At 29.1% G+C, this 21,591-nt stretch carries 24 protein-coding genes; 7 read left to right on the top strand and 17 right to left on the bottom strand.

The window, feature by feature from the left end; translation table 11 throughout:
• Positions 1–2 precede the first annotated feature (2 nt).
• From AJN56_RS07875 to pheS, 9 genes are all read right to left on the bottom strand, one after another.
• On the bottom strand, positions 3–1,289 hold the full coding sequence (locus AJN56_RS07875) for a sensor histidine kinase (protein ID WP_070246401.1): 1,287 nt from the start codon (positions 1,287–1,289) through the stop codon (positions 3–5).
• Positions 1,283–1,945 carry a response regulator transcription factor gene (locus tag AJN56_RS07870; protein WP_002869170.1) on the bottom strand — a complete coding sequence of 221 codons (663 nt, stop codon included), beginning with the start codon at positions 1,943–1,945 and terminating at the stop codon, positions 1,283–1,285. The genes AJN56_RS07875 and AJN56_RS07870 overlap by 7 nt, the downstream gene beginning before the upstream one ends.
• Complete coding sequence (gene serA / locus AJN56_RS07865; protein WP_002869169.1) at positions 1,932–3,515, bottom strand: phosphoglycerate dehydrogenase; 1,584 nt, start codon at positions 3,513–3,515, stop codon at positions 1,932–1,934. The genes AJN56_RS07870 and serA overlap by 14 nt, the downstream gene beginning before the upstream one ends.
• The gene (locus AJN56_RS07860) at positions 3,512–4,000 is read right to left on the bottom strand and encodes a hypothetical protein (protein WP_002856886.1); all 489 of its coding nucleotides are present in this window, start codon (positions 3,998–4,000) and stop codon (positions 3,512–3,514) included. The genes serA and AJN56_RS07860 overlap by 4 nt, the downstream gene beginning before the upstream one ends.
• Complete coding sequence (locus AJN56_RS07855) at positions 4,000–5,670, bottom strand: 30S ribosomal protein S1 (RefSeq protein ID WP_002869168.1); 1,671 nt, start codon at positions 5,668–5,670, stop codon at positions 4,000–4,002. Before AJN56_RS07855 ends, AJN56_RS07860 begins: the two co-directional genes overlap by 1 nt.
• A gap of 131 nt (positions 5,671–5,801) precedes the next feature.
• A complete protein-coding gene (locus AJN56_RS07850) occupies positions 5,802–6,635 on the bottom strand; it encodes a 4-hydroxy-3-methylbut-2-enyl diphosphate reductase (RefSeq protein WP_002867459.1) in 834 nt (277 codons plus the stop codon).
• The gene (gene aroA / locus AJN56_RS07845) at positions 6,625–7,911 is read right to left on the bottom strand and encodes a 3-phosphoshikimate 1-carboxyvinyltransferase (protein WP_002852577.1); all 1,287 of its coding nucleotides are present in this window, start codon (positions 7,909–7,911) and stop codon (positions 6,625–6,627) included. The genes AJN56_RS07850 and aroA overlap by 11 nt, the downstream gene beginning before the upstream one ends.
• On the bottom strand, positions 7,908–10,229 hold the full coding sequence (gene pheT / locus AJN56_RS07840; RefSeq protein ID WP_002869166.1) for a phenylalanine--tRNA ligase subunit beta: 2,322 nt from the start codon (positions 10,227–10,229) through the stop codon (positions 7,908–7,910). Before pheT ends, aroA begins: the two co-directional genes overlap by 4 nt.
• Positions 10,226–11,218 carry a phenylalanine--tRNA ligase subunit alpha gene (pheS, locus tag AJN56_RS07835; RefSeq protein ID WP_002852567.1) on the bottom strand — a complete coding sequence of 331 codons (993 nt, stop codon included), beginning with the start codon at positions 11,216–11,218 and terminating at the stop codon, positions 10,226–10,228. The genes pheT and pheS overlap by 4 nt, the downstream gene beginning before the upstream one ends.
• A gap of 122 nt (positions 11,219–11,340) precedes the next feature.
• Here pheS and AJN56_RS07830 point away from each other — a divergent pair, with 122 nt between their 5' ends.
• On the top strand, positions 11,341–11,706 hold the full coding sequence (locus AJN56_RS07830; RefSeq protein WP_002857192.1) for a histidine triad nucleotide-binding protein: 366 nt from the start codon (positions 11,341–11,343) through the stop codon (positions 11,704–11,706).
• A 29-nt stretch (positions 11,707–11,735) separates the two neighbouring features.
• Here the strand turns inward: AJN56_RS07830 and AJN56_RS07825 are convergent, their stop codons facing one another.
• Both AJN56_RS07825 and AJN56_RS07820 read right to left on the bottom strand, forming a co-directional pair.
• Positions 11,736–12,305, bottom strand: coding sequence for a DJ-1 family glyoxalase III (locus tag AJN56_RS07825; protein ID WP_002869165.1), 570 nt, complete (start codon positions 12,303–12,305; stop codon positions 11,736–11,738).
• Positions 12,298–12,477: a hypothetical protein gene (locus AJN56_RS07820; protein ID WP_011812746.1), complete on the bottom strand. Its 180-nt coding sequence runs from the start codon at positions 12,475–12,477 to the stop codon at positions 12,298–12,300. The genes AJN56_RS07825 and AJN56_RS07820 overlap by 8 nt, the downstream gene beginning before the upstream one ends.
• An 82-nt stretch (positions 12,478–12,559) precedes the next feature.
• Here AJN56_RS07820 and AJN56_RS07815 point away from each other — a divergent pair, with 82 nt between their 5' ends.
• Positions 12,560–13,303 carry an amino acid ABC transporter permease gene (locus tag AJN56_RS07815; RefSeq protein WP_002865915.1) on the top strand — a complete coding sequence of 248 codons (744 nt, stop codon included), beginning with the start codon at positions 12,560–12,562 and terminating at the stop codon, positions 13,301–13,303.
• Positions 13,296–14,024, top strand: coding sequence for an amino acid ABC transporter ATP-binding protein (locus AJN56_RS07810; RefSeq protein WP_002858785.1), 729 nt, complete (start codon positions 13,296–13,298; stop codon positions 14,022–14,024). Before AJN56_RS07815 ends, AJN56_RS07810 begins: the two co-directional genes overlap by 8 nt.
• A 27-nt stretch (positions 14,025–14,051) precedes the next feature.
• On the opposite strand, the gene AJN56_RS07805 is transcribed toward AJN56_RS07810, so the two are convergent.
• The 4 genes from AJN56_RS07805 to AJN56_RS07790 form a co-directional block, all read right to left on the bottom strand.
• A complete protein-coding gene (locus tag AJN56_RS07805) occupies positions 14,052–15,518 on the bottom strand; it encodes an alanine/glycine:cation symporter family protein (protein WP_002899931.1) in 1,467 nt (488 codons plus the stop codon).
• A 103-nt stretch (positions 15,519–15,621) separates the two neighbouring features.
• The gene (locus AJN56_RS07800; protein WP_002859556.1) at positions 15,622–16,089 is read right to left on the bottom strand and encodes a tRNA (cytidine(34)-2'-O)-methyltransferase; all 468 of its coding nucleotides are present in this window, start codon (positions 16,087–16,089) and stop codon (positions 15,622–15,624) included.
• A gap of 2 nt (positions 16,090–16,091) precedes the next feature.
• Complete coding sequence (locus tag AJN56_RS07795; protein ID WP_070246392.1) at positions 16,092–17,078, bottom strand: alanine racemase; 987 nt, start codon at positions 17,076–17,078, stop codon at positions 16,092–16,094.
• Positions 17,079–18,056 carry a murein L,D-transpeptidase family protein gene (locus AJN56_RS07790; protein WP_002856863.1) on the bottom strand — a complete coding sequence of 326 codons (978 nt, stop codon included), beginning with the start codon at positions 18,054–18,056 and terminating at the stop codon, positions 17,079–17,081.
• 157 nt (positions 18,057–18,213) lie between these two features.
• Between AJN56_RS07790 and AJN56_RS07785 the strand changes: the two genes are divergently transcribed.
• The 4 genes from AJN56_RS07785 (at position 18,214) to AJN56_RS07770 (ending at position 20,202) form a co-directional block, all read left to right on the top strand.
• On the top strand, positions 18,214–18,684 hold the full coding sequence (locus tag AJN56_RS07785) for a hypothetical protein (protein WP_002869164.1): 471 nt from the start codon (positions 18,214–18,216) through the stop codon (positions 18,682–18,684).
• An 85-nt stretch (positions 18,685–18,769) separates the two neighbouring features.
• Positions 18,770–19,189 carry a copper chaperone PCu(A)C gene (locus AJN56_RS07780; protein WP_002856967.1) on the top strand — a complete coding sequence of 140 codons (420 nt, stop codon included), beginning with the start codon at positions 18,770–18,772 and terminating at the stop codon, positions 19,187–19,189.
• A 3-nt stretch (positions 19,190–19,192) separates the two neighbouring features.
• Positions 19,193–19,645 carry a hypothetical protein gene (locus AJN56_RS07775; protein WP_002857165.1) on the top strand — a complete coding sequence of 151 codons (453 nt, stop codon included), beginning with the start codon at positions 19,193–19,195 and terminating at the stop codon, positions 19,643–19,645.
• Entirely contained in the window at positions 19,642–20,202 is a 561-nt protein-coding gene (locus AJN56_RS07770) for an SCO family protein (protein ID WP_002856825.1), read from the top strand. Before AJN56_RS07775 ends, AJN56_RS07770 begins: the two co-directional genes overlap by 4 nt.
• Positions 20,203–20,208: 6 nt before the next feature.
• Here the strand turns inward: AJN56_RS07770 and cysM are convergent, their stop codons facing one another.
• Together cysM and AJN56_RS07760 are read right to left on the bottom strand one after the other, a co-directional pair.
• The gene (gene cysM, locus AJN56_RS07765) at positions 20,209–21,108 is read right to left on the bottom strand and encodes a cysteine synthase B (RefSeq protein WP_002856915.1); all 900 of its coding nucleotides are present in this window, start codon (positions 21,106–21,108) and stop codon (positions 20,209–20,211) included.
• A gap of 126 nt (positions 21,109–21,234) precedes the next feature.
• On the bottom strand, positions 21,235–21,531 hold the full coding sequence (locus AJN56_RS07760; protein ID WP_002859562.1) for an HU family DNA-binding protein: 297 nt from the start codon (positions 21,529–21,531) through the stop codon (positions 21,235–21,237).
• Positions 21,532–21,591 lie beyond the last annotated feature (60 nt).

Genomic DNA, 21,591 nt, shown 5'->3' with positions numbered 1-21,591 from the left:
TTTTATCCTTGACTGAGTTTAAAGCTAAAACTAGAACCATAGCCTAAAGTGCTAGAAATTTCAAGATAACTTTTATGTATATTTAAAATTTTCTTTACTAAAAAAAGTCCTAAACCAAAAGAATTATCGCTTTTTACATCAATTTTATAAAATTTTTTTGTAATCAATTTTATTTTATCTTCTTCTATGCCTTTTCCAAAATCTTGCACTATTATTTTTTGATCTCTTGCTGTTAAAATGACTTCTTTTTGACTATATTTTAAAGCATTAGAAAGCAAATTTATAATCACTTGCTCGATTAAAAATTCATCAGCCTTAACTTTCGTGTTTTTACCTTGCAATACAACTCTTTCAAAGCCTGGGTTTTTAGTGATTTTTTCACATAGAAAAAAAAGATCAAATTCTTGCATTTGCAAGGCTTCACTATTAAGATTAAAAACAAAATTAAGCTTATGGGTCAAAGCATTAAGTTTAATGCTTTGACGCGAAATTTTTTCTAGCAATTCCTTTTTTAATTTTTTATCTTCTAATTTCTCATCTTTTAATATTTCTAAGCTAAGATCAATCACGCTTAAAGGATTTTTAAGCTCATGTGAAATAGCAGAAATCACGCTAGCAAGCTGAGTATTTTTTAAAGTGATTTTATCGCTTTGTTTTTTATTTTTTTGGGTATTCTTTAGAATTTTATCCTTAGTTTTTAAAAGTTTCTCATTTAGTAAATTAAATTCTTTAAACATTCCTTTTTCTAATATAACAACTTTATGATCACTTATAGAATCCAAAAAATCCAAAATTTTATTAAAATTTTTCTCTATTCTTCTACCTAACAACATCAAAATAAAAACAAACAGCAAGCACACTCCAAAACCGATTGCTATTTTTATCCAAAAAAGTTCTAAATCTAAAAAACGAGGATAAACAATAATAATATATTTATATCCTTTGTAAATAAAGCTTTTGGTAAGAATTTTTTTTGAATTGAAATTTAAAATTTCTCCTTCTTTAAGATTAGAAAAAAAATCAGGATTTTTTACAGAACTTATTTTCATATCATTGTTTAGGATAATAAAATCAGCCCTAGTATCTTTAGCAAAATCCTTAATATTGGCATCATTTAAATGCTCTAAGAGAGAAAATTTTAAAACATCATCAAGGCTTTTGATTTTTTGTTCATATTGTTTTGTAAGCAAGAAATTAAGATAAGAATTAGTAAAAGTATAAAAAATAAACCCAAAAATCAAAGCCAATACAACAAAAAAAACTATAAAAATATTTTTAGTTTTTAGCATAATTTATAGCCAACACCCCTAACACTTATAATATGATCTTTTAGTTTTGGAAATTTATTTCTAAGTCTTGTTAGAGCTATATTGATTGTTTTATCACTTGTAGTATCATCTTTCCAAACACTTTCGCTTAAAAATTGTCTAGTAAGCAAGGTATTTGGATTTTCAAAAAAACATTTTAAAAGCTCATAGTCAAGATTTGAGATTTCTAATTTTTGATTTTTGTAAAAGAATTCATAATTAGCCAAATCTAAAATAAAATCACCAAAAGATAGCTTTTCTTCTTCTTTCTTATGGCGTTTTAAAATTGCTTTAATGCGAAGCAAAAGCTCATTAAAATCAAAAGGTTTGCAAACATAATCATCACAACCACTTTCAAAGCCTTCGAGCAAATCTTGATGCAAAGCCTTGGCTGTAAGAAAAATAACTGCTTCTTTGTATCCTTGCTCTCTTAAATCTTGAATTTTTTCTAAAGAATCCCCACTTGGCAAATTTCTATCGACTATTAAAAGATCGATTTGCTCATTATCGAGCAAATCTTCAACTCCAAAAAAATCCGCTAAAGATATAACTTCATAACCACTAGATTTTAACTTTAAAACAAGCAGTTCGTTTAAATCTATATCATCTTCTATAATTAAAATTTTAAATTTCAACATATTGGACAAATACACACGCCTCTAATTGTTTTAGTTCATCTAATACTTCTTTTTGAACTTTTTCATCAATCAAAACAACAGCCAAAGCATACCCAAAACCATCTCTACCAAGCCTAAAATCAGCTATGTTGATATTTTTAGCTGCCAAAACGGAACTGATTTTAGCTATAACTCCTGGTATGTCTTTGTTTTTAAAAATAACCATTTTCCCTTTTGGCTTAAAATCAGTTTTAAAGCCATTTAATCCAACTATGCGTTGTTCATTTTCATTAAATACTGTTCCTGAAACACTGATATTTGAATTTTCGGTGATAATTTTAACGCTAAGTTTATTATTATAACCACTATTTGGAAGAGTTTCGCAAGATAACTCAACTCCTTTTTCTTTGGCTACAAATTCTGCATTAACATAATTAATTTTCTCTCCTAAAATTCCACCCAAAGCACCAACAGCTGCAAAGGTTAGCATAGAATTTGCATACTCGCCAATAATTCCTTCAGCCTCTAATTTAATACTTTTTATAGGATTTTTATCAATTTGAACAGCTAAAAAAGCCATTTTAGAAACAAGTTCTATATAAGGAGCTACAAAAGGTGGTAAATCTTCAGTTTTAATTGGTAAATTTAAGGCATTAGGATAAGCCACGCCTCGTGCTGCGCTTAATGCTTGCTCACAAGCTTCTCTTGCGATATTGTCTTGACTTTCTAAAGTATTTGCTCCTAGGTGAGAAGTAACTGAAATATTTTCAAAGTCTAAAAGAGGATGATTAGTCGCAGGTTCTTTATCGAACACGTCTATACCAAGCCAAGCTATTTTACCACTTTTTAAACCTTCATATAAAGCCTCTTCTGTGTACAATCCTCCACGAGCACAATTTATTAATCTTATTCCATCTTTCATTTTTGCAATTTCTTGCTTTCCTATCATACCATTGGTTTCTTTGGTTTTTGGTGTGTGAATGGTAATAAAATCACTTTTTTCTAAAATTTCATCTAAATTTTTTGCTTGCTCCATATCTAAATCTGTAATCTTAGAAGCAGAAATATACGGATCATAGGCTAAAATTTTCATACCAAATGCTTTAGCGCGGATAGCCACTCTTGAACCTATATTTCCAAAACCTATAACCCCTAGCGTTTTGTTCATCAATTCAATGCCATACCATTTTTCTCTTTCCCATTTTCTTTCAATTTTTAAAAAATTATGAGCATTGACAAAGCTTCTAGCTGATGTTAAAAGATGTGCCATTGTTAGTTCAACTGCGGCAATAGTATTTGCAGTTGGGACATTCATCACAATCACTCCTCTTTTAGAACACTCTGGAATATCAACATTATCTACGCCCACCCCAGCACGCACAAGCGCTTTTAATTTTTTGGCATGATTTAAGAAATTTACATCTACATCCGTAGAACTTCTAGTAATAGCAACTTCAACATCACTTAGCATTTGCATAAGTTCATCTTTTGGAACTTTTGCAGCTTCTATAAGCTCAATATCTTCAGCTTTTCTTAGAATATCGACACCTTTATCCAAAATAGCATCACATACTATAATCTTTTTTTTCATAACCAAATTTCCTTTACTTCTGTATTTATTTTATATTTTTTTAATTCTTTGATAATATCATCTATAAGTTTTTCATTACCTGTATCCAAAAAGATTTCTGGACTATCACCTGATTTAAGAAGAAAATACTTCACATTAAAAGAATTTAAAGTCTGTCTTAAGCAAAACATAGAATAAATATCATATTTTCCAACTATAAGTTGATAATATTTATTTTTCTCCTTAAGCTCGCTAGTATCCGCATCAAAATATAAGGTAAATTTTTCTGCTGCTGGGGTAAAATCTCTTGTAGGCCATTTTGCTAATTCTTCTTGCCATGAAAGATCTTGATTTTGGGTTTGAATGCTTGGCTGTGTATTTGTATCTTTAGCAAATTGTGGAATGAAATTTACATTAGCTTTAAATTGCCAAAGCAATGTAAAAACAACAGCAAGCAAAATGAGTAATAAAATACTCAAAATGCTTATTGTAATGTATTTTTTCATTAAGCTAGCTGATCTTTAATGATATCACCTAAAGTCACTTTATCATCATTATTGATTTCATTAAGAACTTCTCTTTCTTTCATTCTAACAAGATTTTTAACACTTAGGCGAATTCTATTTTTCTTTTCATCAATAAAAACTATAGCAGCTTCAATATCGTCGCCAATTTTTAAATTTTCAAGCATAGAAGTGCTTATATCTTCTTTATGAATTAAAGCATCAACATTTTTACTTAGCTCTACAAAAACACCAAAATCTTTAATATCACGGATAGTGCCTTTTACAATATCGCCGACTTTATGAATTTTGGCATATTCTTGCACTGGAGAACTGCTTAATTCTTTTGTGCTTAATGATATTTTTTGGTTTTCTTCGTCTATTTTGATAATTTTTACCTTGATTTTATCCCCTTGAGAGAATTTGTCTTTGCATTTATCGTTTCTATCCCAAGAAGCATCTTCATTATGCAATAAACCTTCAATACCACCAAGTTTAACAAATGCACCAAAAGAAGTTACTGAGGTAATTTCTCCTTCAACCACATCTGCAATTTTGTAAGATTTCATAAATCCATCAAAAGGTCTAGAAAGTAAATTTCTTAAAGATACTCTTAAGCGTCTTTCATTTGGATTGATTTCAATTACTTCAACATCAATTTCTTGACCTTTGTTGATATAATCTTTTGGATTTTTAATATTTTTATCCCAAGAAATTTCACTGATATGTAAAAATCCTTCTATATCATTTCCTAAATCTACAAAAGCACCATAAGGTTCTATATTTGATACTATTACTTTAATGGTATCACCTACATCAAGAGTATCTTTTATCTCGCTCCATGGATCAGGTAAAGCCGCTTTTATAGATAAGGATAAATGTTTGCGTTCTTTATCATACTTTATTACTTTAACTGGAACTTTATCGCCCTCTTTATAAAGTGTTCCAGGATTTACAGGTCCTTTGTAAGAAATTTCGCTGTAATGAACAAGGCCATCAACACCTCCTACATCTACAAACATACCATAAGTGGTAATTTTTTTTACAATACCTTCAATTAAATCTTCTTGTTGTGCTATATTATTGATCAATTCTTTTCGTTTTCTTCTCTCATCATCTAAAGTTTTTTTACGAGAAACAATGATACTTTGCTCATCTTTGTCGATTTTAATAATTTTAACTTTAAACGTTTTACCTATAATATTATTTGTTTCTTTAAAGCCATATTGAGATTTTGGTAAGAAAAATTCAACATCATTTTCATCAACAACTATCAATCCGCCTTTATTTTTTCCAACTACTTTTACGGTAAAAATATCATCTTGATTTTCTTGATAGTTTTTAATAAATTCAATAACTTTTTCTTTTCTCAAAGCTTTTTTATGAGAAAGTAAAGATCTGCCACCACGAGAACCCATAACAGCAACTTTAATACTATCGCCTACATTAAACAATAGCTTAGAATTGTCACCTTGTATTTCGCTAAGAGCTAAAATACCTTCAGATTTTTTACCTATATCTACATAAACTTCATCATTTTTGATCTCTACAATCACACCCTCTGTTGTAGCCTCTTCTCTTGATTTATCAAAAGCTTCTAAAAGCTGTCCAAAATCTTCTTCCTCAAGATAATCATCTACGCCGCCTTGAACTTTTTTGTTCACCTCGCTCATTATGGTCCTTTAAAATAATTTTTAGAAATTGATTGATTTTACCTTATTTTTCTTTAATTAGTGTTAAGTTTTTTTATTTTTGTTAATTTTTTTTAAATTTTTGACTTTTTTATTCTATTTGAAAACATTTTTTAATTAATTTTAAAATTTTTTATTTTGGCGATAACTTTTTGTATGATCCAATCAGGAGTACTAGCACCTGCACTAATGCCGCAATGTTTTTTATCCAAAAACCATTCTTTTTTTAACTCTTCTTCGGTTTCAATTAGATAGCTATCTTCACAATTGGTTTTTGCAATTAAAAAAAGTTGTTTTGTATTGGCTGAGTTTTTACCCCCTACAACAACCATAACATCACTTTTAAGCGAGAGTTCTTTAATGGCATCTTGATTTTTAAAGGTTGCATCACATATAGTGTTAAAAACTCTTACTTCTTTGGTTTTAAGTATTAAAAAATTTACTATCTCCATAAAATGCTCAGGCTTCTTAGTTGTTTGGCTTACTACAGCTATTTTATTAGGAAGTTTTATATTTTGAAGTTCTTTTTTATCCAAAACTACATAAGCTTTTGTACTTACATAACTTTTGACTCCTTTAACTTCGGGATGATTTTCATCTCCAAAAATAACAACTTCATAACCCTCCTTACTCATTTGCTCGCAAATTTGTTGTGGTTTTGTAACAAAAGGACAAGTGGCATCAAAAATTTCTATATCTTTTTTTCTCAATTCTTCTAAATCTTGCTTTGTAATACCATGAGTTCTTATAATAGCCTTTTTTTCATTACTTAAAGCTTGTATATTTTCCAAAGTTTTGACATTAAAATTTTTTTGCAAACGAGAAATTTCTTCGTTATTGTGAATAAGAGGGCCTATAGTTGCGGCATCTTTTATTTGTTCTGCTTTTTTAATAGCTCTTTTAACACCAAAACAAAAACCATAGTTTTTTGCTAATTCAATAATCAATCCTAGCTCCTAAATTTGATAAAATCTCTATAAAATTTGGAAAAGAAGTTTTTATACAATCACTATCATCAATCTCGATTCCGCAAAGCAAACCTAAAATAGCAAAACTCATAGCAATACGGTGATCTCCATAGCTTTTAATTTTTGAAGATTTTAGTTCGCATCCACCTTCTATTTCAAAACCATCATCAAGTTCTCTAGCTTCAACACCACAAAGCTTTAGATTTTCAACCATCACAGCAATCCTATCGCTTTCTTTAACGCGTAATTCTTTAGCATTTATTAAACTAGATTTACCCTTAGCCAAAGCAAAAGCTATAGCCAAAGCAGGCGCTTCGTCTATTAACCAAGCGATATTATCTTTAACTTCTATGCCATTAAGCTTGCTAGACTCCACCCTGATCTCACCAATAGTTTCAAAATCATTTTGAGTTATTGTCATTTCAAGCTTGGCACCCATTTTTTGCAAAATTTTATACGCCTCTATACGAGTAGGATTAAGCAAAATATTTTTTAAAATAATTTGAGATTTAGGCAAAATAATAGCTGCTAAAACAAAATAAAAAGCCGAAGAAGGATCATTAGGAATGATTATATTTTGAGCTTTTAAAGGTTTTTTTAAAGGATTTATTTCAAGACTTAAGCCATCATTACTAACCCTTATTGGAGCTTTCATAGCCTTTAGCATGTTTTCACTATGATTTCGACTAAGAGAAATTTCACTAAAAGTGCATACATTATCAGCTCTAAAAGCAGATAAAATCATAGCTGTTTTAACTTGAGCCGAAGAAATTTCGCTTTTAAAATTAAAAGCTTTTAATTTTTGACCTTCTATACAAAGTGGAGCTAAATTTGCCTCATTTCTTCCATAAATTCTAGCGCCTATTTGAGTAAGTGGTTTGCTTATCCTTCTCATAGGACGATTGTTTAAATACTTATCTCCACTTAAAACAAAAAAACCAGAAATTCCTGCTAAAAATCCTATCATCAAACGCATAGCAGTTCCTGAATTTCCACAGTCTAAAATACAATTTGGAGATAAAATTTCTTTAGGGGGTATAATTTTGACGCAAGAATCTTTTTGTTCAATTTTAGCTCCAAGATTTTTTATAATTTCAAGAGTGTTTAAAGTATCTTGAGCTAAGAGATAATTTTGAGCCTTATTTTCTTCTTGTGTTAAAAGCGAAAATATAGCAAAACGATGAGATATGCTTTTATCTGCTGCTATATTTTCAAGTATAGCATTTACAGGGGTTTGCAATTTGTAAATTTTCATCTTAAATCAAGACCCAAATTTTTAAGAGTATTTAAAATTTTATCCATACATTCATTCACTTGATTATCTTCTAGAGTTTTATTTATATCCCTAAAAGAAAAACTTATAGTAATGCTATAAAATTCTTTAAGGTTTTCATCACTATAAATATCAACTAAACGAAAATTTTCAAGTATTTCTAAATTCAATTCTTCGATACAATTTTTAATCTGATTGTATTCAAAACCTTTAGGTATTAACACGCTAAGATCTCTAGTGATAGCTGGGAATTTGGAGTAAGGCTTAGCTATTTTAAAATCTTGCCTGATTAAATCTAAATCAAGTTCGCAAATATATGTTTTTGGTAAATCTCTCTCATTTTCTATTTTTAAATGCAAACGGCCTATAAAACCTACTTTAATATCCGATAGATAAATATCTGCTTGTTCATAAGGGCTTAAAATATTATATTTTGATGATTTTAGTTTAAAATCACCTATAATATTTTTAATATCTAAAAGAAAATCATAAAATTGCACCGATTCAGGTTTGGCCTTGTTGGAAATTTTAGCTTCTTCTTTTAAGCCAGAATGGATAAATGCAATACGATTTAATTCTTGATTATTAACATTGAAAACAGCCCCTAATTCAAAAAGTTTAATAATTTTTTTAGAATTTTTTGCATTTAAACTTGCTGCATTTAACAAATGATTTAAAAGGGTTGTTCTTAAAGTATTAAGTTCTGCTGTAATTGGATTAATTAGTTTTAATTTAACAGAGTCAAAACCCAATCTTTTAAGTTCTTCTTCATTATCCAAAACATAATGTAAGCTTTCAAAATAACCACTAGCTACTGCTCTTTTCCTTAAATTCAAAAACTCAATATAATTTTTATATGCAGAATTTAAACGATTTTTTTCTATAAATTCTAAACCCTTGGAAGCAATATTATCAATACCTATAATTCTTACAACTTCCTCGCAAATATCTGATAAATTTTTAATATCAGGACGATGTAAAGGTGCTTTAACATTTATAAGCCCTTCACCTGAAAGTATGAGTTCAAAACCTAATTTTTTCAATATTTTTAATACTTCATCTTTATCAACATTTTGCCCTATTATATCGCCAATACTTTCAATGCTTATTGGTATGATTGGTAATTCTTTGTCGGTTAAAATTTGTTGAGAAGAACTATAAATAACAAGATTTGGAATCTGCTCAAAAATACTAAGCAAAAAATCCATTCCTAAATTTAATTTAGGTTCACTTCCCCTAAAACTTCTATAAAGCATTTTTTCATCTTGATCTTTATGATATATTTTAGCATCTGCAATTACCAATGGATCGGTATAATTAGCCTCAATAATAATTATTTTAGAATCATCTTTGCATCTACTTTCATTATTTTGGAAAATTCCACTAAAGCTTAAAAGTTTATCTTTGCAAGATACTTTTGTTTCTCCATGCACTTGCTTGCTTAAATTAATGGTAAATTCTTCATCTTTTTCAGAAAAACTACTTAAATCATAAGCATTAAAAAGAACACCAGTTGAATGCGTTGCATAATTTAATAAATTTTCTATGGAATTTTTTCCCAAACCTTCAATTTGAGCAAGTCTTAAACTAAGTAATAAGTTTGTTTGAATTTCTTCTTTTAACTCTATGGCTCGATAATTATAAAGTCCATTAAGTTCTTTCTCAGCTGCTAAGCGCAAAATTCTACCGATACCTAAAACATTTTCACTTTCTTTGAATGGTTTTGGTTCTTTTAAATTTAAATTTAAAGCTGTAGCCAAATCACGAGCAATACCATAAATACTTAAACAATCACCCCTATTAGGAGTAAGTTCTACTTCTATTAGCTCATCATTAAAAATTTCATAAGTATTTAAAGCTCTCCCAAGTTCTAATTTCCCTATACTCTCATCTAAAAGCATAATTCCTTCATTGATTTTTTCAAAACCCAGTTCTAAACTAGAACAAAGCATACCACAAGAATCCACTCCTCGTAATTTTGCTTCTTTTATTTCCATACCGTTTGGCATGATAGCATCTTTAGTTGCAACAGCTACAAATTGTCCTGCATCAACATTCGCAGCACCGCAGACAATTTGCAAGGTTTCACTTCCGATATCAACTTGACAAATGCTTAATTTATCTGAATTTTCATGTTTAATTTTTTCCTTAACATAGCCTACAACAACTTTATCTGGAGCCTTTAAAGCGCCAACCCTATCAACTTCTATACCTATAGAGTTTAAAGTTTTAGCTATTTTATCCGAACTTATTTCTTCAAGTTCTAACCAATCATTCAACCAACTTTTAGTAATTATCATCTAAACTGCTCCAATAATCTCAAATCACCTTCAAATAAAGATCTTAAATCTGGAATTTGATGCAAAAGCATTGCAAAACGCTCTACTCCCAATCCAAAGGCATAACCACTTACATTTTCATAACCAACAAAATTATAAACATTAGGATCAACTATTCCACATCCTAAAACTTCAAGCCAACCTGTATGTTTGCAAACTCTACAACCCTTTCCTTTGCAAAATACACAAGAAATATCAACTTCAGCAGAAGGCTCTGTAAATGGGAAAAAACTTGGACGAAAACGAACTTTCACATCTCCGAACATATAACGCAAAAAATCTTCCAATACACTTTTTAAATTTGCAAAGCTAACCTTTTGCCCTTCTTCCACCACAAGGCCTTCAACTTGATGAAACATAGGAGTATGCGTAATATCAAAATCTCTTCTAAATACAGCACCAGGGGCTATCATCCTAATAGGAGGTTTTTGTGCAAGCATTGTCCGTATTTGCACTGGCGAAGTTTGTGTTCTTAAAAGCCTTTTATCATCAAAATAAAAGGTATCTTGCATATCTCTTGCAGGGTGAGATTTAGGCAAATTTAACGCTTCAAAATTATGAAAGTCATCTTCTATTAAAGGCCCTTTTTCTATGCTAAAATTCAAAGCTATAAAATACTCTATGATTTTATCCATGGTGCTCATAACAGGATGCAAGGCACCTGTTGTAATACTTTCATCAAAATAGTTAAAATTTAAAGCATCTTGTTTCATTCTTTCTTCTAAAGCAAGATTTTCCAAATCTTTAAATTTGGCTAAATAAGCCTCATTAAATATTTCTTTTTGTGCATTTAATTTAGCAGCAAATTCTTTTTTCGCCTCATCTTCTAACTCTTTAAGCTTTGTAAAGCCTTCTGTTAAAATACCTTTTTTTCCAAGAACGGAAATCCTAATGGCTTCCAAATCATTTAAATTCTCACATTTTTGAATCTGTTCTATAAAATTTTGCAATTTTCTTACCTTAAATAAAATATTTCAAGTTCTAATTCTATTAAAAACTATTTTAAATTCAGCATAAAAACCAAACTTTAAAGATATAATTGTATCAAACCAACAATAAAAAAGGATAAATAATGCAAGAAAAAACAATTTTTGAACTCATAGTTGAAGGTAAACTTCCATGCAATAAAGTGCTTGAAAGTGACGATTTTCTAGCATTTCATGATATTGCACCCAAAGCACCTATACATATACTTATAATCCCTAAAAAACATTTTAAAGACTTTCAAGAATTTGATCCTGAACTTATGGCCAAAATGACAAGTTTCATACAAGAATTAGCTGTTCTTTTAGGTGTAGATAAAAGTGGATATCGCTTGGTAACAAACTGTGGAAAAAATAGTGGACAAGAAGTTTTTCATTTGCATTTTCATATGCTTGGAGGTTTTGAACTGCCTAAGGAAAAAACAAAAAAAGAAAATCCTCAAGCTTTATTTTAGTTTAAATGGTAGAAAAACTACCATTTAAACTATTTTGTCAAAGGTAGCAACATTCCCTCATATAATTTTTGATAAATTTCATCACCGCATAACTTTTTAGCTAGCTCTAAACCAAAAAGAATTGCCGTAGCTGGACCTGCTGAAGTTATAACATTTTTATTTACAACTACAGCCTTGTTAACACGATTTCCATTAAGTCCAACTTCACAACTAGGATAGCAAGCAAACTCGCCCTCTAAAACACCTGCTTCATTTAAGACTATAGGAGAAGCACAGATTGCGGCAACAATTTTATTTTTGCTATGAAGTTGTTTAATGATATTTAAAATAACATTTGAATTCTTAAGATTCATCATACCTTCAAAGCCACCCGCCAAAGCAATGGCATCTAAATTTTCTATATCAACATCCTCTATAGAACAATCTGCTTTTATACTAATGCCATTAGCACCTTTTACTAATAACTCACTGTTTAACGAAGCTATAACAACTTCCAAATCTGGATTTAATTCTCTTGCTCGTTTTAAAACATCCGCAATTCCTATAAATTCAGCTTCCTCAAAACCTTGAGCCAATGGAATTAATACTTTTTTACTCATTTTGTTCTCCTTTTTTATATTTTTTAAATCTTTCTTCTCTTTCTTTGTTTTTTTGCATCATTTGACGATTAAAACCTATGACCAAAACAATCATTAAAAACACAAAAATAACTATTAGAATGAAATCTAAAATTTCCATAAATACAACCTTATTTTTGGGAAATTCTAACACATTTTTTTAAATCTTTAGAGAAAATTCAAAGATATTTCTATAAAATCTTTTTTTAAATAATTTCTCTGAAAAGGTTTACAAATTGAATCAGAAAAATATAAGAATTTTTGTTTTTTTTGTTATTATTATTTTATGGGGCTATTTTTCTTTCCCGATAGAAATATTAAAAATTCAAGATCCTAGTGGAGTTGTAAGCTATGGCTATACAGAAAATGCAAAAGCTTATTTAAAAAGTTATCTTATTACGCTTTTATTAACTGCTTGTGCTGTTATTATCGGAGTGATTATTGGTTTTAGCTTAGCTATTTTACGCTTCTCTAAATTTAAAACACTTAATTTTATTATAGATGAATATATAGACATTATACGAGGAACACCGGTAATTTTACAATTGATGATTTTTGCTTTTGTAATTTTTACTTTTATAGACAACCTTTATGCAGCCATTCTTGCACTAGGACTTAATAGCTCGGCTTATATAGCAGAAATTGTAAGAAGTGGCATTAATAGTGTAGATAAAGGACAAATGGAAGCTGCAAGAGCAATGGGACTTGATTACAAAACTTCAATGAAAGAAATTATTCTTCCTCAGGCTACTAAAAACATTCTACCTGCATTAGCTAATGAATTTATTTCTTTATTTAAGGAAACTTCTGTTGTAGGATTTATTAGTGTTATTGATATTACCATGCAAAGTCAAAGCTTGCAAGCCGTACTTTACAATCCAAAACCTATTATTTTCACTGGACTTGTTTATTACGTAAGCGTAAAAATTTTTAGCTATTTTGCAAAAAAACTTGAACTTAGGATGAATAAAAATGATTGAAGTTAAAAATTTACAAAAAAAATATGGAGAATTAGAAGTTTTAAAAAATATTAACACTACAATCTCAAAAGGCGATGTAATAGCTATCATAGGTCCAAGTGGAGGCGGAAAAAGTACATTTTTACGCTGCATCAATCGCTTAGAACTAGCTGATAGTGGGGAAATTTTAATCAATAAACAAAACATACTTGATAAAGAAATTGATATTAATAAGATCAGGCAAAAAGTTAGCATGGTATTTCAGCATTTTAATCTTTTTGCTAATAAAAATGTTATGGAAAATTTATGTTTAACGCCCATTAAAACAGGAATTTTAAGTCAAGAAGAAGCCATAAAAAAAGCAAAATTACTTCTTGCTAAGGTGGGCTTAGCAGACAAAGAAAATATAATGCCCCATAAGCTCTCTGGCGGACAAAAACAACGCATAGCTATTGCTAGAAGCTTGATGATGAATCCTGATGTTATTTTATTTGATGAACCTACTTCAGCTCTAGATCCTGAAATGATAGGCGAGGTTCTAAGCATTATGAAAGATGTTGCAAAAGAAGGTTTAACTATGCTTGTAGTAACTCATGAAATGGGCTTTGCTAGAAATGTTGCCAATCGTATATTTTTTATGGATAAAGGAAAAATTGCTGTTGATGCAAGCCCTAAAGAAGTATTTGAAAATCCTAGCAATGAAAGATTGAGAGAATTTTTAAACAAGGTTTTAAATCATTAATTCATAAGCCACTAAGGCTTATGAATTTTAATCCCAACATTCAGCGTTTTTAATTCCAAGTTTGCTAGCATTAAATTTAGGATCTATACCAGATTTTTGTTGCGTATTAAAATCTTTTAAAACCTTATTTACTATACCACCTAAAAGCAATAAAGATATAATATTTGTCGTTGCCATGAAAGCCATAGTCAAATCAGCCAAATTCCAAGCAAGTTTTAAATTCATTTGCGAGCCTATAAAAATCATAGCCACAGCTGTAATTCTAAACAAATTCATTACAAATTTGGAATTTGTTAAATATTTAACATTAGCTTGAGCATAATAATAATTTCCTATTAAAGAAGTTATTGCAAAAAGAACAATAGCTATAGTAATAAAATGGATTCCAAAGCTACCGTAATACTCACGCATAGCTTCTTGAACTAAAGGCATTCCACCATCAATTTTACTTTCTCCAAGTCCTAAATATGCCATAGAAAAAAGAACTAAAAATCCAGAACTTGTACAAATAACAACATCAATTAAAACTGAAAAGGCTTGTATAACACCTTGTTTAGCTGGATGACTTGTCAAAGCTGCTGCAGCTGCATTAGGTGCCGAGCCCATACCCGCTTCATTTGAAAAAAGTCCTCTTTTAATCCCTATAACCAAAGCAGAACCAGCAAAACCACCAAAAATCGCTTTAAAATCAAAAGCACTTTGTAAAATCATATGAATCACAGAAGGAATTTTATCAAAATTCATTAAAACAGCAATCACGGCAAGTAAAACATAAGCTAAAGCCATAAAAGGAACAATTAAAGAACTAATTTTACCTATTTTAGTATGGTGAGAAAAAAACATCCATGCACCAAAAATAGTTAAAACAATACCAATAATCATTGGCCAAGAACTTGATGCAAAATCTACAGCAGCATTTGGATTAAACATATCATAATAAACTTTAAAAGACGAAGTCATTGTTTGACTTTGAAGTCCATTAAATCCATAAGCATAAGTAATAATAAGAATAAAAGCAAAAAAAGCTCCAAAAAAATGTGAGCCTAAAGCTTTTTTTATATAATAAGCTGGACCACCTTTAAACCCGCCTGTATCATCTTTTGATTTGTAAACTTGAGCTAAGGTACTTTCAGCAAATGCTGAGGCACCACCAAAAAATGCCATAACCCACATCCAAAATAAAGCACCAGCTCCACCTGTAGCCAATGCCAAAGAAATTCCAGCAATATTTCCTATACCAACTCTAGAAGCAGTTGAGATCATTAATGCTTGAAAAGGTGAAATATGTTCTTTAGCGTGTCCTTCGTTTTTTTCTGTAAGAATTTTAAATACAGAACTCAACATACGAAACTGAACAAAGCGAGTTAAAAAACTATAATAAAGCCCACAAACAATAAGTAAAACTACCATAATAATGTCTGTATTTGGGACAATCTTATTAGCTATAATATCAGACGCTTTATTGGCAAAATCTAGCATAATATCTAATTTCATCCAAACTCCTCAAAAAATAATCTAAATTTTACTTTAACATAATTTTTATAAAAAGGACTTTATGATTTTATTTGTTTTAAGCTATTGTGTAAATTTGAAACTTTTAAGAAGCAAAATTTCTAAAATTTTGTCTTAAAGCTTCATAAGAGATTATACCAACGCTTGTGGCTAAATTTAAACTTCTTCCATAAGATTTCATAGGTATAGTTATAGCATTTTCCCAATTTAATTGCATTAATTCCATAGGCAAACCATAACTCTCACTTCCAAAGAATAAGAAATCATTTTTTTGAAATTCTGCATCAAAATAAGCTTTTTGACTCTTAGTTGTTGCGAAAAAAAAGCGATTTTTATAAATCATATTTTCATTCAAAAATTCTTCAAGATTCTCCCAAATAATAGGCTCTAATTTATCCCAGTAATCAAGTCCTGCCCTTCTAACAGCCTTTTGTGAAATATCAAAAACAGTTGGTTTAACAATATGAAGTTTAAAACCAGCATTAAAGCACATTCTACCTATACTACCTGTATTTTGCGGTATTCTAGGGTGGACTAAAACTATATTAAACATATTTATACTAGAACTCTTTGAATATTAGGATTTAATTTTACTAAAATTTCATAGTTAATAGTATGAAAAAAATCAGCCCAAATATCAGCATCTTTAAACACGCAAATTTCCTCACCAGAATTTTCACAAGAAAAACTATCCATTGACATCTTTCCAAGTATTGTTTTTCCATTTCCAAGCACCAACTCCCCTTTTCCATTGTAACGGAAAAGACCATCAGCATAACCCAAATCATAAGTTGCTACTTCCATATCCTTTGCAGCAGTAAAAATGCCTCCATATCCTATACTCTGTCCTTTTTGTAAAATTCTTTGACTTAATCTATGAGCATACAAGCTTAAAACTTTTTTTAAATTTGAATCCCCATATCCAAATTGAACAAGCCCAACTCTACAATATTCATCTTCAGGAATTTTCCCTCTAAATAATGCTGCAGAATTATGCGAATGAAATAATAAATTTGAAAAATATTTTTTTACTATCTTTTTAGCTTTTTGAAAATTTTCTTTTTGAACAAAAAAACTTCCATCCATTTCATCTGCGCTAGCAAAATGTGTAAACATTCCAGTAAGTTTTAAATCACTACTTCGAATAAGATCTATAGCATGCTCTAAATTTTCTACACAAATTCCATTGCGATGCATGCCTGTATCTATTTTTAGATGTATTTTTATATCTTGCTTGTATTTTTTTACTTGGGAAATATCATTTAAAGCATAAATAAATCGAGAATTTTCATTACCATGAGGACGATGTGATAGTATTAATATATTCTCAAAAAATTCTTCGATTTCTTGAGCTTCTTCTTCACTCTTAACAGCAACAAAAGAAACTCCTAAATTTTTGGCTAATGGAGCTAAAAGCTTAGCTCCATGTCCATATGCATTATCTTTAAAAACGCAAATTAATCTTTGAAAACTCCCTATTTTTTTAGCAATATGTCTTAAATTATATTCATAAGCTTTTTGATCAATTTTTATTAAAGACATTTATTGCTCTGCTAAAATTTTCATTTTACCTTTACTATCTATCTTAACGTATAAAATTTTATCGCCTCTAAACTGATAGTTTTTAGTGTAATAATCCTCATAAAATGAAATTCTATACATAGTTTCATTTTCTAAATTCGGATAAGGGCTGATATTAATATCTGAAAATTTAATCTTTTTATCTTCTTTACGAGAAAAAATAGATTTTTTCATGGAAGCAAACTGTTCAAATTTCATTTTATCAAAACGTTTAAATTCTTGCTCATCATAAAAACTTAAATAGGTATTAGTGTCACTATTTGTCCAAGCTAGTTTCCATGTAAAAAGATCAGCCAATAAACTAGCTATTTGATCCTTTTTAGCTCTAATTTTTTCTTTTTCTTCTGTCATAACAAAAACTTTTTTATCTTGTACAACTTGTGCAAATTTCTCCAAATTATTATTAAATAAAGCAATACATCCTCTTGTTTTAAATTCATCAAGTCTAGAACCATCTAAAGGATAGCCATGGATCCAAATACCACCACCTGTTTTTCCTTGTACTTTATCAAGTAAATTTGGATAAGTTGTAGCAAAAGCAAAGGGACCATAATAAGGATCACCTGGATTAAACTTACGGCCTAACTCATAAAAACCTACTGGCGTTTTCAAATCTCCTTCTATTTTTTTATCGCCCATTAATCCAGTTATTATTTCTTTTTGTTCAAAATCTTTTCTTATTTTTCCGTCCTCATAAGAATAAACACGGAGAATTTTATCTGTTTTATTTGTAAGCACGATAGCAACATTATCATCATAGTATCCAAGTGAAATATTTTTATCTCCTATTTCACTTAACCAAAAATCCTTTTGAGTTAATTCTTTTTCAATCGCTACACCAACAGCATCTAATCCTTGATTAAGATAAATTTTAACAAGATCTGAGGCATGCAACATCAATGAAGAAAGTGTAATTAATAAAGCAAGTCGTTTTAACAATGTTTTTCCTTAGGTATTTCAAAATTTTTTAAGTCAAAAATGTTTGTGATTATAATATTTTTTTTCTTAAAAAATATTAATTATATTAACAATGCGGCCTTATTTATGATATAATTTTTTATAAATCATAAAGGCTTGTTTTAAAAGGTTGTCTATAATGATAAGAAATTTTTTTATAGGAATGTCTTTTTTAGGCATTTTGTTTTTAGCTTTTTATGCATTATATGATAAAAAGAAAGAAAGTGTATTTAGCTTAAATACATGCCAACCTCTAACTTGTAACTTAAATTTACAAGATTGTGTTTTTTCTTTTAATAAAAAAAATATTGAAGTTTCAGCCTACCCAAAACCTATAAAAATTTTCAATAAAACTACTATAAAAATTAAAAATTTTCCTCATTATTCTAATTTAAAGATTAAAATTTATAGTTTAAATTCCTATATAGGCAATATCATTCCTAAATTTAATATAGTTAATGGTGATATTCTTATAAATTTTATAGGTAGAAGCATTACCGATGATTCTAGATTTAGGGTTGAATTTTTAAACAATAATGCTCCAACTGGTTTTTTCTTTGATTTTGATGTTACTATGCAAAAAAATTTTCAAACAGGTAACACACATTGAAAAATTTTCAAAATTTTATATTCAAATAAAAATATTTTTTGATATAATGAACAAATATTTAATATTATAAAAATAAGGATACAATATGAAAAAAATTCTTCTCTTAGGTGCTCTTTTTGCTGTAAATCTTTGGGCTGTTAATGATATAGAGGTAAAAAATGCCTTTGTAAAACAAACTCCACCTCATGCGCAAAATAGTGCTATTTTTCTTACCATTTTTAATAATACTGATAAGGATATTGCTCTAATAAGTGCCAAAAGCGATATCAGTGAAGTCAGTGAACTGCATACACATATACATAAAGATGGAAAAATGATGATGCAAAAAATTCCTGAAATTATTATAAAAGCTCATTCAAGCACAGAGCTTAAATCAGGAGGTTACCATATAATGCTTTTAAAACTAAAAAAACCTATTATTAAAGACACGAAGGTAAATTTAGATTTAAAATTTAATAATCATAAAATCATAGAGTTAAAAAATATTGATTCTAAAGAATTTTAATTAATGAGAAAAATTATTTTTATCCTAGCTTTTGCTTTTGTTATTGTTATTTTATATATTATTTTTGATTTTTATATAATAAAAGATTCTAAAAAAATAACAAAAGCTGATTTTTCTACCCCATTGACTTGCGATCTTAATGTTAAAGACTGCACATATAGTTTTAATAATAAAGAAGTCTTAATTTCCCTAAATCCCAAACCCTTACAATCTTTAGATGTTACAAATCTAAAGATTGTAAATCTAGGAAATTATAACAACTTGGGAATTAAAATTTATGGATTAAATATGTATATGGGTGAAATTAAACCTAAAATACATCGATTAAATTCAACAGACTATGAAAGTAAAATAGTTCTTGCCACTTGCGTTTTAGATACTATGCGTTTTAGGGTAGAATTTATGGATAATAATAAACCCATAGGGTTTTATTTTGATTTTGAGCTAAAAAAATGAAAAAAAATATTATTTTGTTTATAGTTATAGTTGCCATTATTTTAGGTGTAATATTTTTTATTAAAAATCATCAAAATTCTTATGATTTTATCTTAAAATCAGACTTAAAAGAGGAAACCACCCTAAAAGATTTTAAAGGAGATAAGCTTATTATCTATTTTGGATATACTTATTGCCCTGATGTTTGTCCGGCAACTCTTAGTTTAGTAGGCAAAGCCTTAAAGCAAATCAATAATCCTAAGGCTCACCTTCTTTTTATTTCTTTAGATCTAAATAGAGATAACAACTTAAGCAATACAAACGAATGGTTACGATACTTTTACCCAAAAGCAGATGCCTTAATTGCAAAAGATGAAAAAACTCTTCAAAAAATAACAAAACAATATAATGTTCAATATCAAAAAATAGATCTAAATGATTCTTTTATGGGTTATTCTATAGCACATAGCAATATGCTTTATCTTATTGATGAAAAAGGTCATTTTTATAAAGAAATTAGCGATTTAAATCCACAAGAAATTTTAAGAGAACTTAGAATTTTTCTAAATTCTCAATAATTATACTTAAGCAAAAAGATCAGTTGAGAGGTATCTTTCAGCCGTATCGTTTAACATAGTTAAAATTCTTTTATCTGGAAATTTCTTTGCTAGCATACTTGCGGCAAATACATTTGCTCCACTTGATATACCTACCATTAAACCACTTTTGGCAAGTTCTTTGGCTGTATTTATAGCATCTTCATTACTTACCGTGATCACTTCATCTATAACTTCTTTATTTAAAATAGCAGGTATAAAATTCGCCCCTATTCCTTGTATTTTATGGCTTCCCGCTTCACCTTTGCTAAGCAATGGAGAATTTAGAGGCTCGACTCCAACAATATGCACTTTTTCTAATTTTTCTTTTAGTATTTCCCCAACTCCACTAATAGTACCGCCAGTTCCAAAACCAGCTACAAAAATATCAAGTTCATTATCCAAATCTCTTAAAATTTCTAAAGCCGTATTCTTACAATGCGCATTTTTATTTGAAATATTTTCAAATTGAGAAACCATAAAAGAATTTGGAGTATTTAATAATATTTCATTTGCTTTATCAACCGCTCCTTTCATTCCTAAATTTGCAGGAGTTAATTCTAACCTAGCGCCAAAGAGTGTTATCATTTTTCTTCTTTCTAAACTCATAGATTCAGGCATTACAGCAATAAATTTAAGTCCCAAATCTGCACAAATCATAGCCAAAGAAATTCCAGTATTTCCACTAGTTGCTTCAACTATTGTAGTATCTTGATTAATTTTTTTACTATCTAAAGCATCTTTAATCATTTCAAAAGCTGCTCTATCTTTTATAGAATGACTAGGATTTAAAAATTCACATTTAGCAAAAACATTGATACCAAATTTTTTCAAATGTATAATAGGAGTATTTCCTATAAGCTCACTTACTTTTTCATGTACTTTCATAATTTTAATATCCTTTTTTGTTTAATAATGATAGTTTTATAAAAGTTTAAAAAAATAAAGTAAATAAAAGATACAAAATATCTGAATTAATTAAAAAAGAAGGCTAGAATTTATCTAGCCGAAGTTTTATTTTTTCTTTTTGCCGCTTGCTTTTGCAACAGCTTCTTTAAGGTTTTTACCTACCTTAAATTTTGCAACTCTTGTAGCAGGAACTTTGATTGTTTTTCCTGTGCTTGGTACTCTAGCTTCTCTAGCAGCTCTTTCTTGAGTTGAAAAAGTACCAAAACCAATAAAACTGATGCTATCACCTTTAGCTAAAACATCAGTAATAGTAGAAATAACTGCATCAGTAGCAGTAGTAGCGTCTTTTTTTGTTAGCCCAGCTGTTTGAGCAACTAATGAAATGAAATCTGCTTTAGTCATAAAAGCTCCTTTGTTTTAATTGAAACGCCTAATTTTAGCATATTTAAAAAACAATATCAA

Source organism: Campylobacter sp. BCW_4319, assembly GCF_001764435.1.
Classification (GTDB): Bacteria; Campylobacterota; Campylobacteria; order Campylobacterales; family Campylobacteraceae; genus Campylobacter_D; species Campylobacter_D jejuni.
This window is presented reverse-complemented; position numbering and strand designations above follow the sequence as displayed.

Coding starts and splice junctions, on each gene's coding strand:
- AJN56_RS07855 (WP_002869168.1), bottom strand. CDS start 5,670: ATGAGCGAGGTGAACAAAAAAGTTCAAGGCGGCGTAGATGATTATCTT.
- AJN56_RS07810 (WP_002858785.1), top strand. CDS start 13,296: ATGATTGAAGTTAAAAATTTACAAAAAAAATATGGAGAATTAGAAGTT.
- AJN56_RS07825 (WP_002869165.1), bottom strand. CDS start 12,305: ATGAGTAAAAAAGTATTAATTCCATTGGCTCAAGGTTTTGAGGAAGCT.
- AJN56_RS07875 (WP_070246401.1), bottom strand. CDS start 1,289: ATGCTAAAAACTAAAAATATTTTTATAGTTTTTTTTGTTGTATTGGCT.
- AJN56_RS07775 (WP_002857165.1), top strand. CDS start 19,193: ATGAGAAAAATTATTTTTATCCTAGCTTTTGCTTTTGTTATTGTTATT.
- cysM (WP_002856915.1), bottom strand. CDS start 21,108: ATGAAAGTACATGAAAAAGTAAGTGAGCTTATAGGAAATACTCCTATT.
- AJN56_RS07795 (WP_070246392.1), bottom strand. CDS start 17,078: ATGTCTTTAATAAAAATTGATCAAAAAGCTTATGAATATAATTTAAGA.
- AJN56_RS07760 (WP_002859562.1), bottom strand. CDS start 21,531: ATGACTAAAGCAGATTTCATTTCATTAGTTGCTCAAACAGCTGGGCTA.
- AJN56_RS07860 (WP_002856886.1), bottom strand. CDS start 4,000: ATGAAAAAATACATTACAATAAGCATTTTGAGTATTTTATTACTCATT.
- aroA (WP_002852577.1), bottom strand. CDS start 7,911: ATGAAAATTTACAAATTGCAAACCCCTGTAAATGCTATACTTGAAAAT.
- AJN56_RS07870 (WP_002869170.1), bottom strand. CDS start 1,945: ATGTTGAAATTTAAAATTTTAATTATAGAAGATGATATAGATTTAAAC.
- AJN56_RS07780 (WP_002856967.1), top strand. CDS start 18,770: ATGAAAAAAATTCTTCTCTTAGGTGCTCTTTTTGCTGTAAATCTTTGG.
- pheT (WP_002869166.1), bottom strand. CDS start 10,229: ATGATAATTACTAAAAGTTGGTTGAATGATTGGTTAGAACTTGAAGAA.
- serA (WP_002869169.1), bottom strand. CDS start 3,515: ATGAAAAAAAAGATTATAGTATGTGATGCTATTTTGGATAAAGGTGTC.
- AJN56_RS07805 (WP_002899931.1), bottom strand. CDS start 15,518: ATGAAATTAGATATTATGCTAGATTTTGCCAATAAAGCGTCTGATATT.
- AJN56_RS07830 (WP_002857192.1), top strand. CDS start 11,341: ATGCAAGAAAAAACAATTTTTGAACTCATAGTTGAAGGTAAACTTCCA.
- AJN56_RS07770 (WP_002856825.1), top strand. CDS start 19,642: ATGAAAAAAAATATTATTTTGTTTATAGTTATAGTTGCCATTATTTTA.
- AJN56_RS07785 (WP_002869164.1), top strand. CDS start 18,214: ATGATAAGAAATTTTTTTATAGGAATGTCTTTTTTAGGCATTTTGTTT.
- AJN56_RS07800 (WP_002859556.1), bottom strand. CDS start 16,089: ATGTTTAATATAGTTTTAGTCCACCCTAGAATACCGCAAAATACAGGT.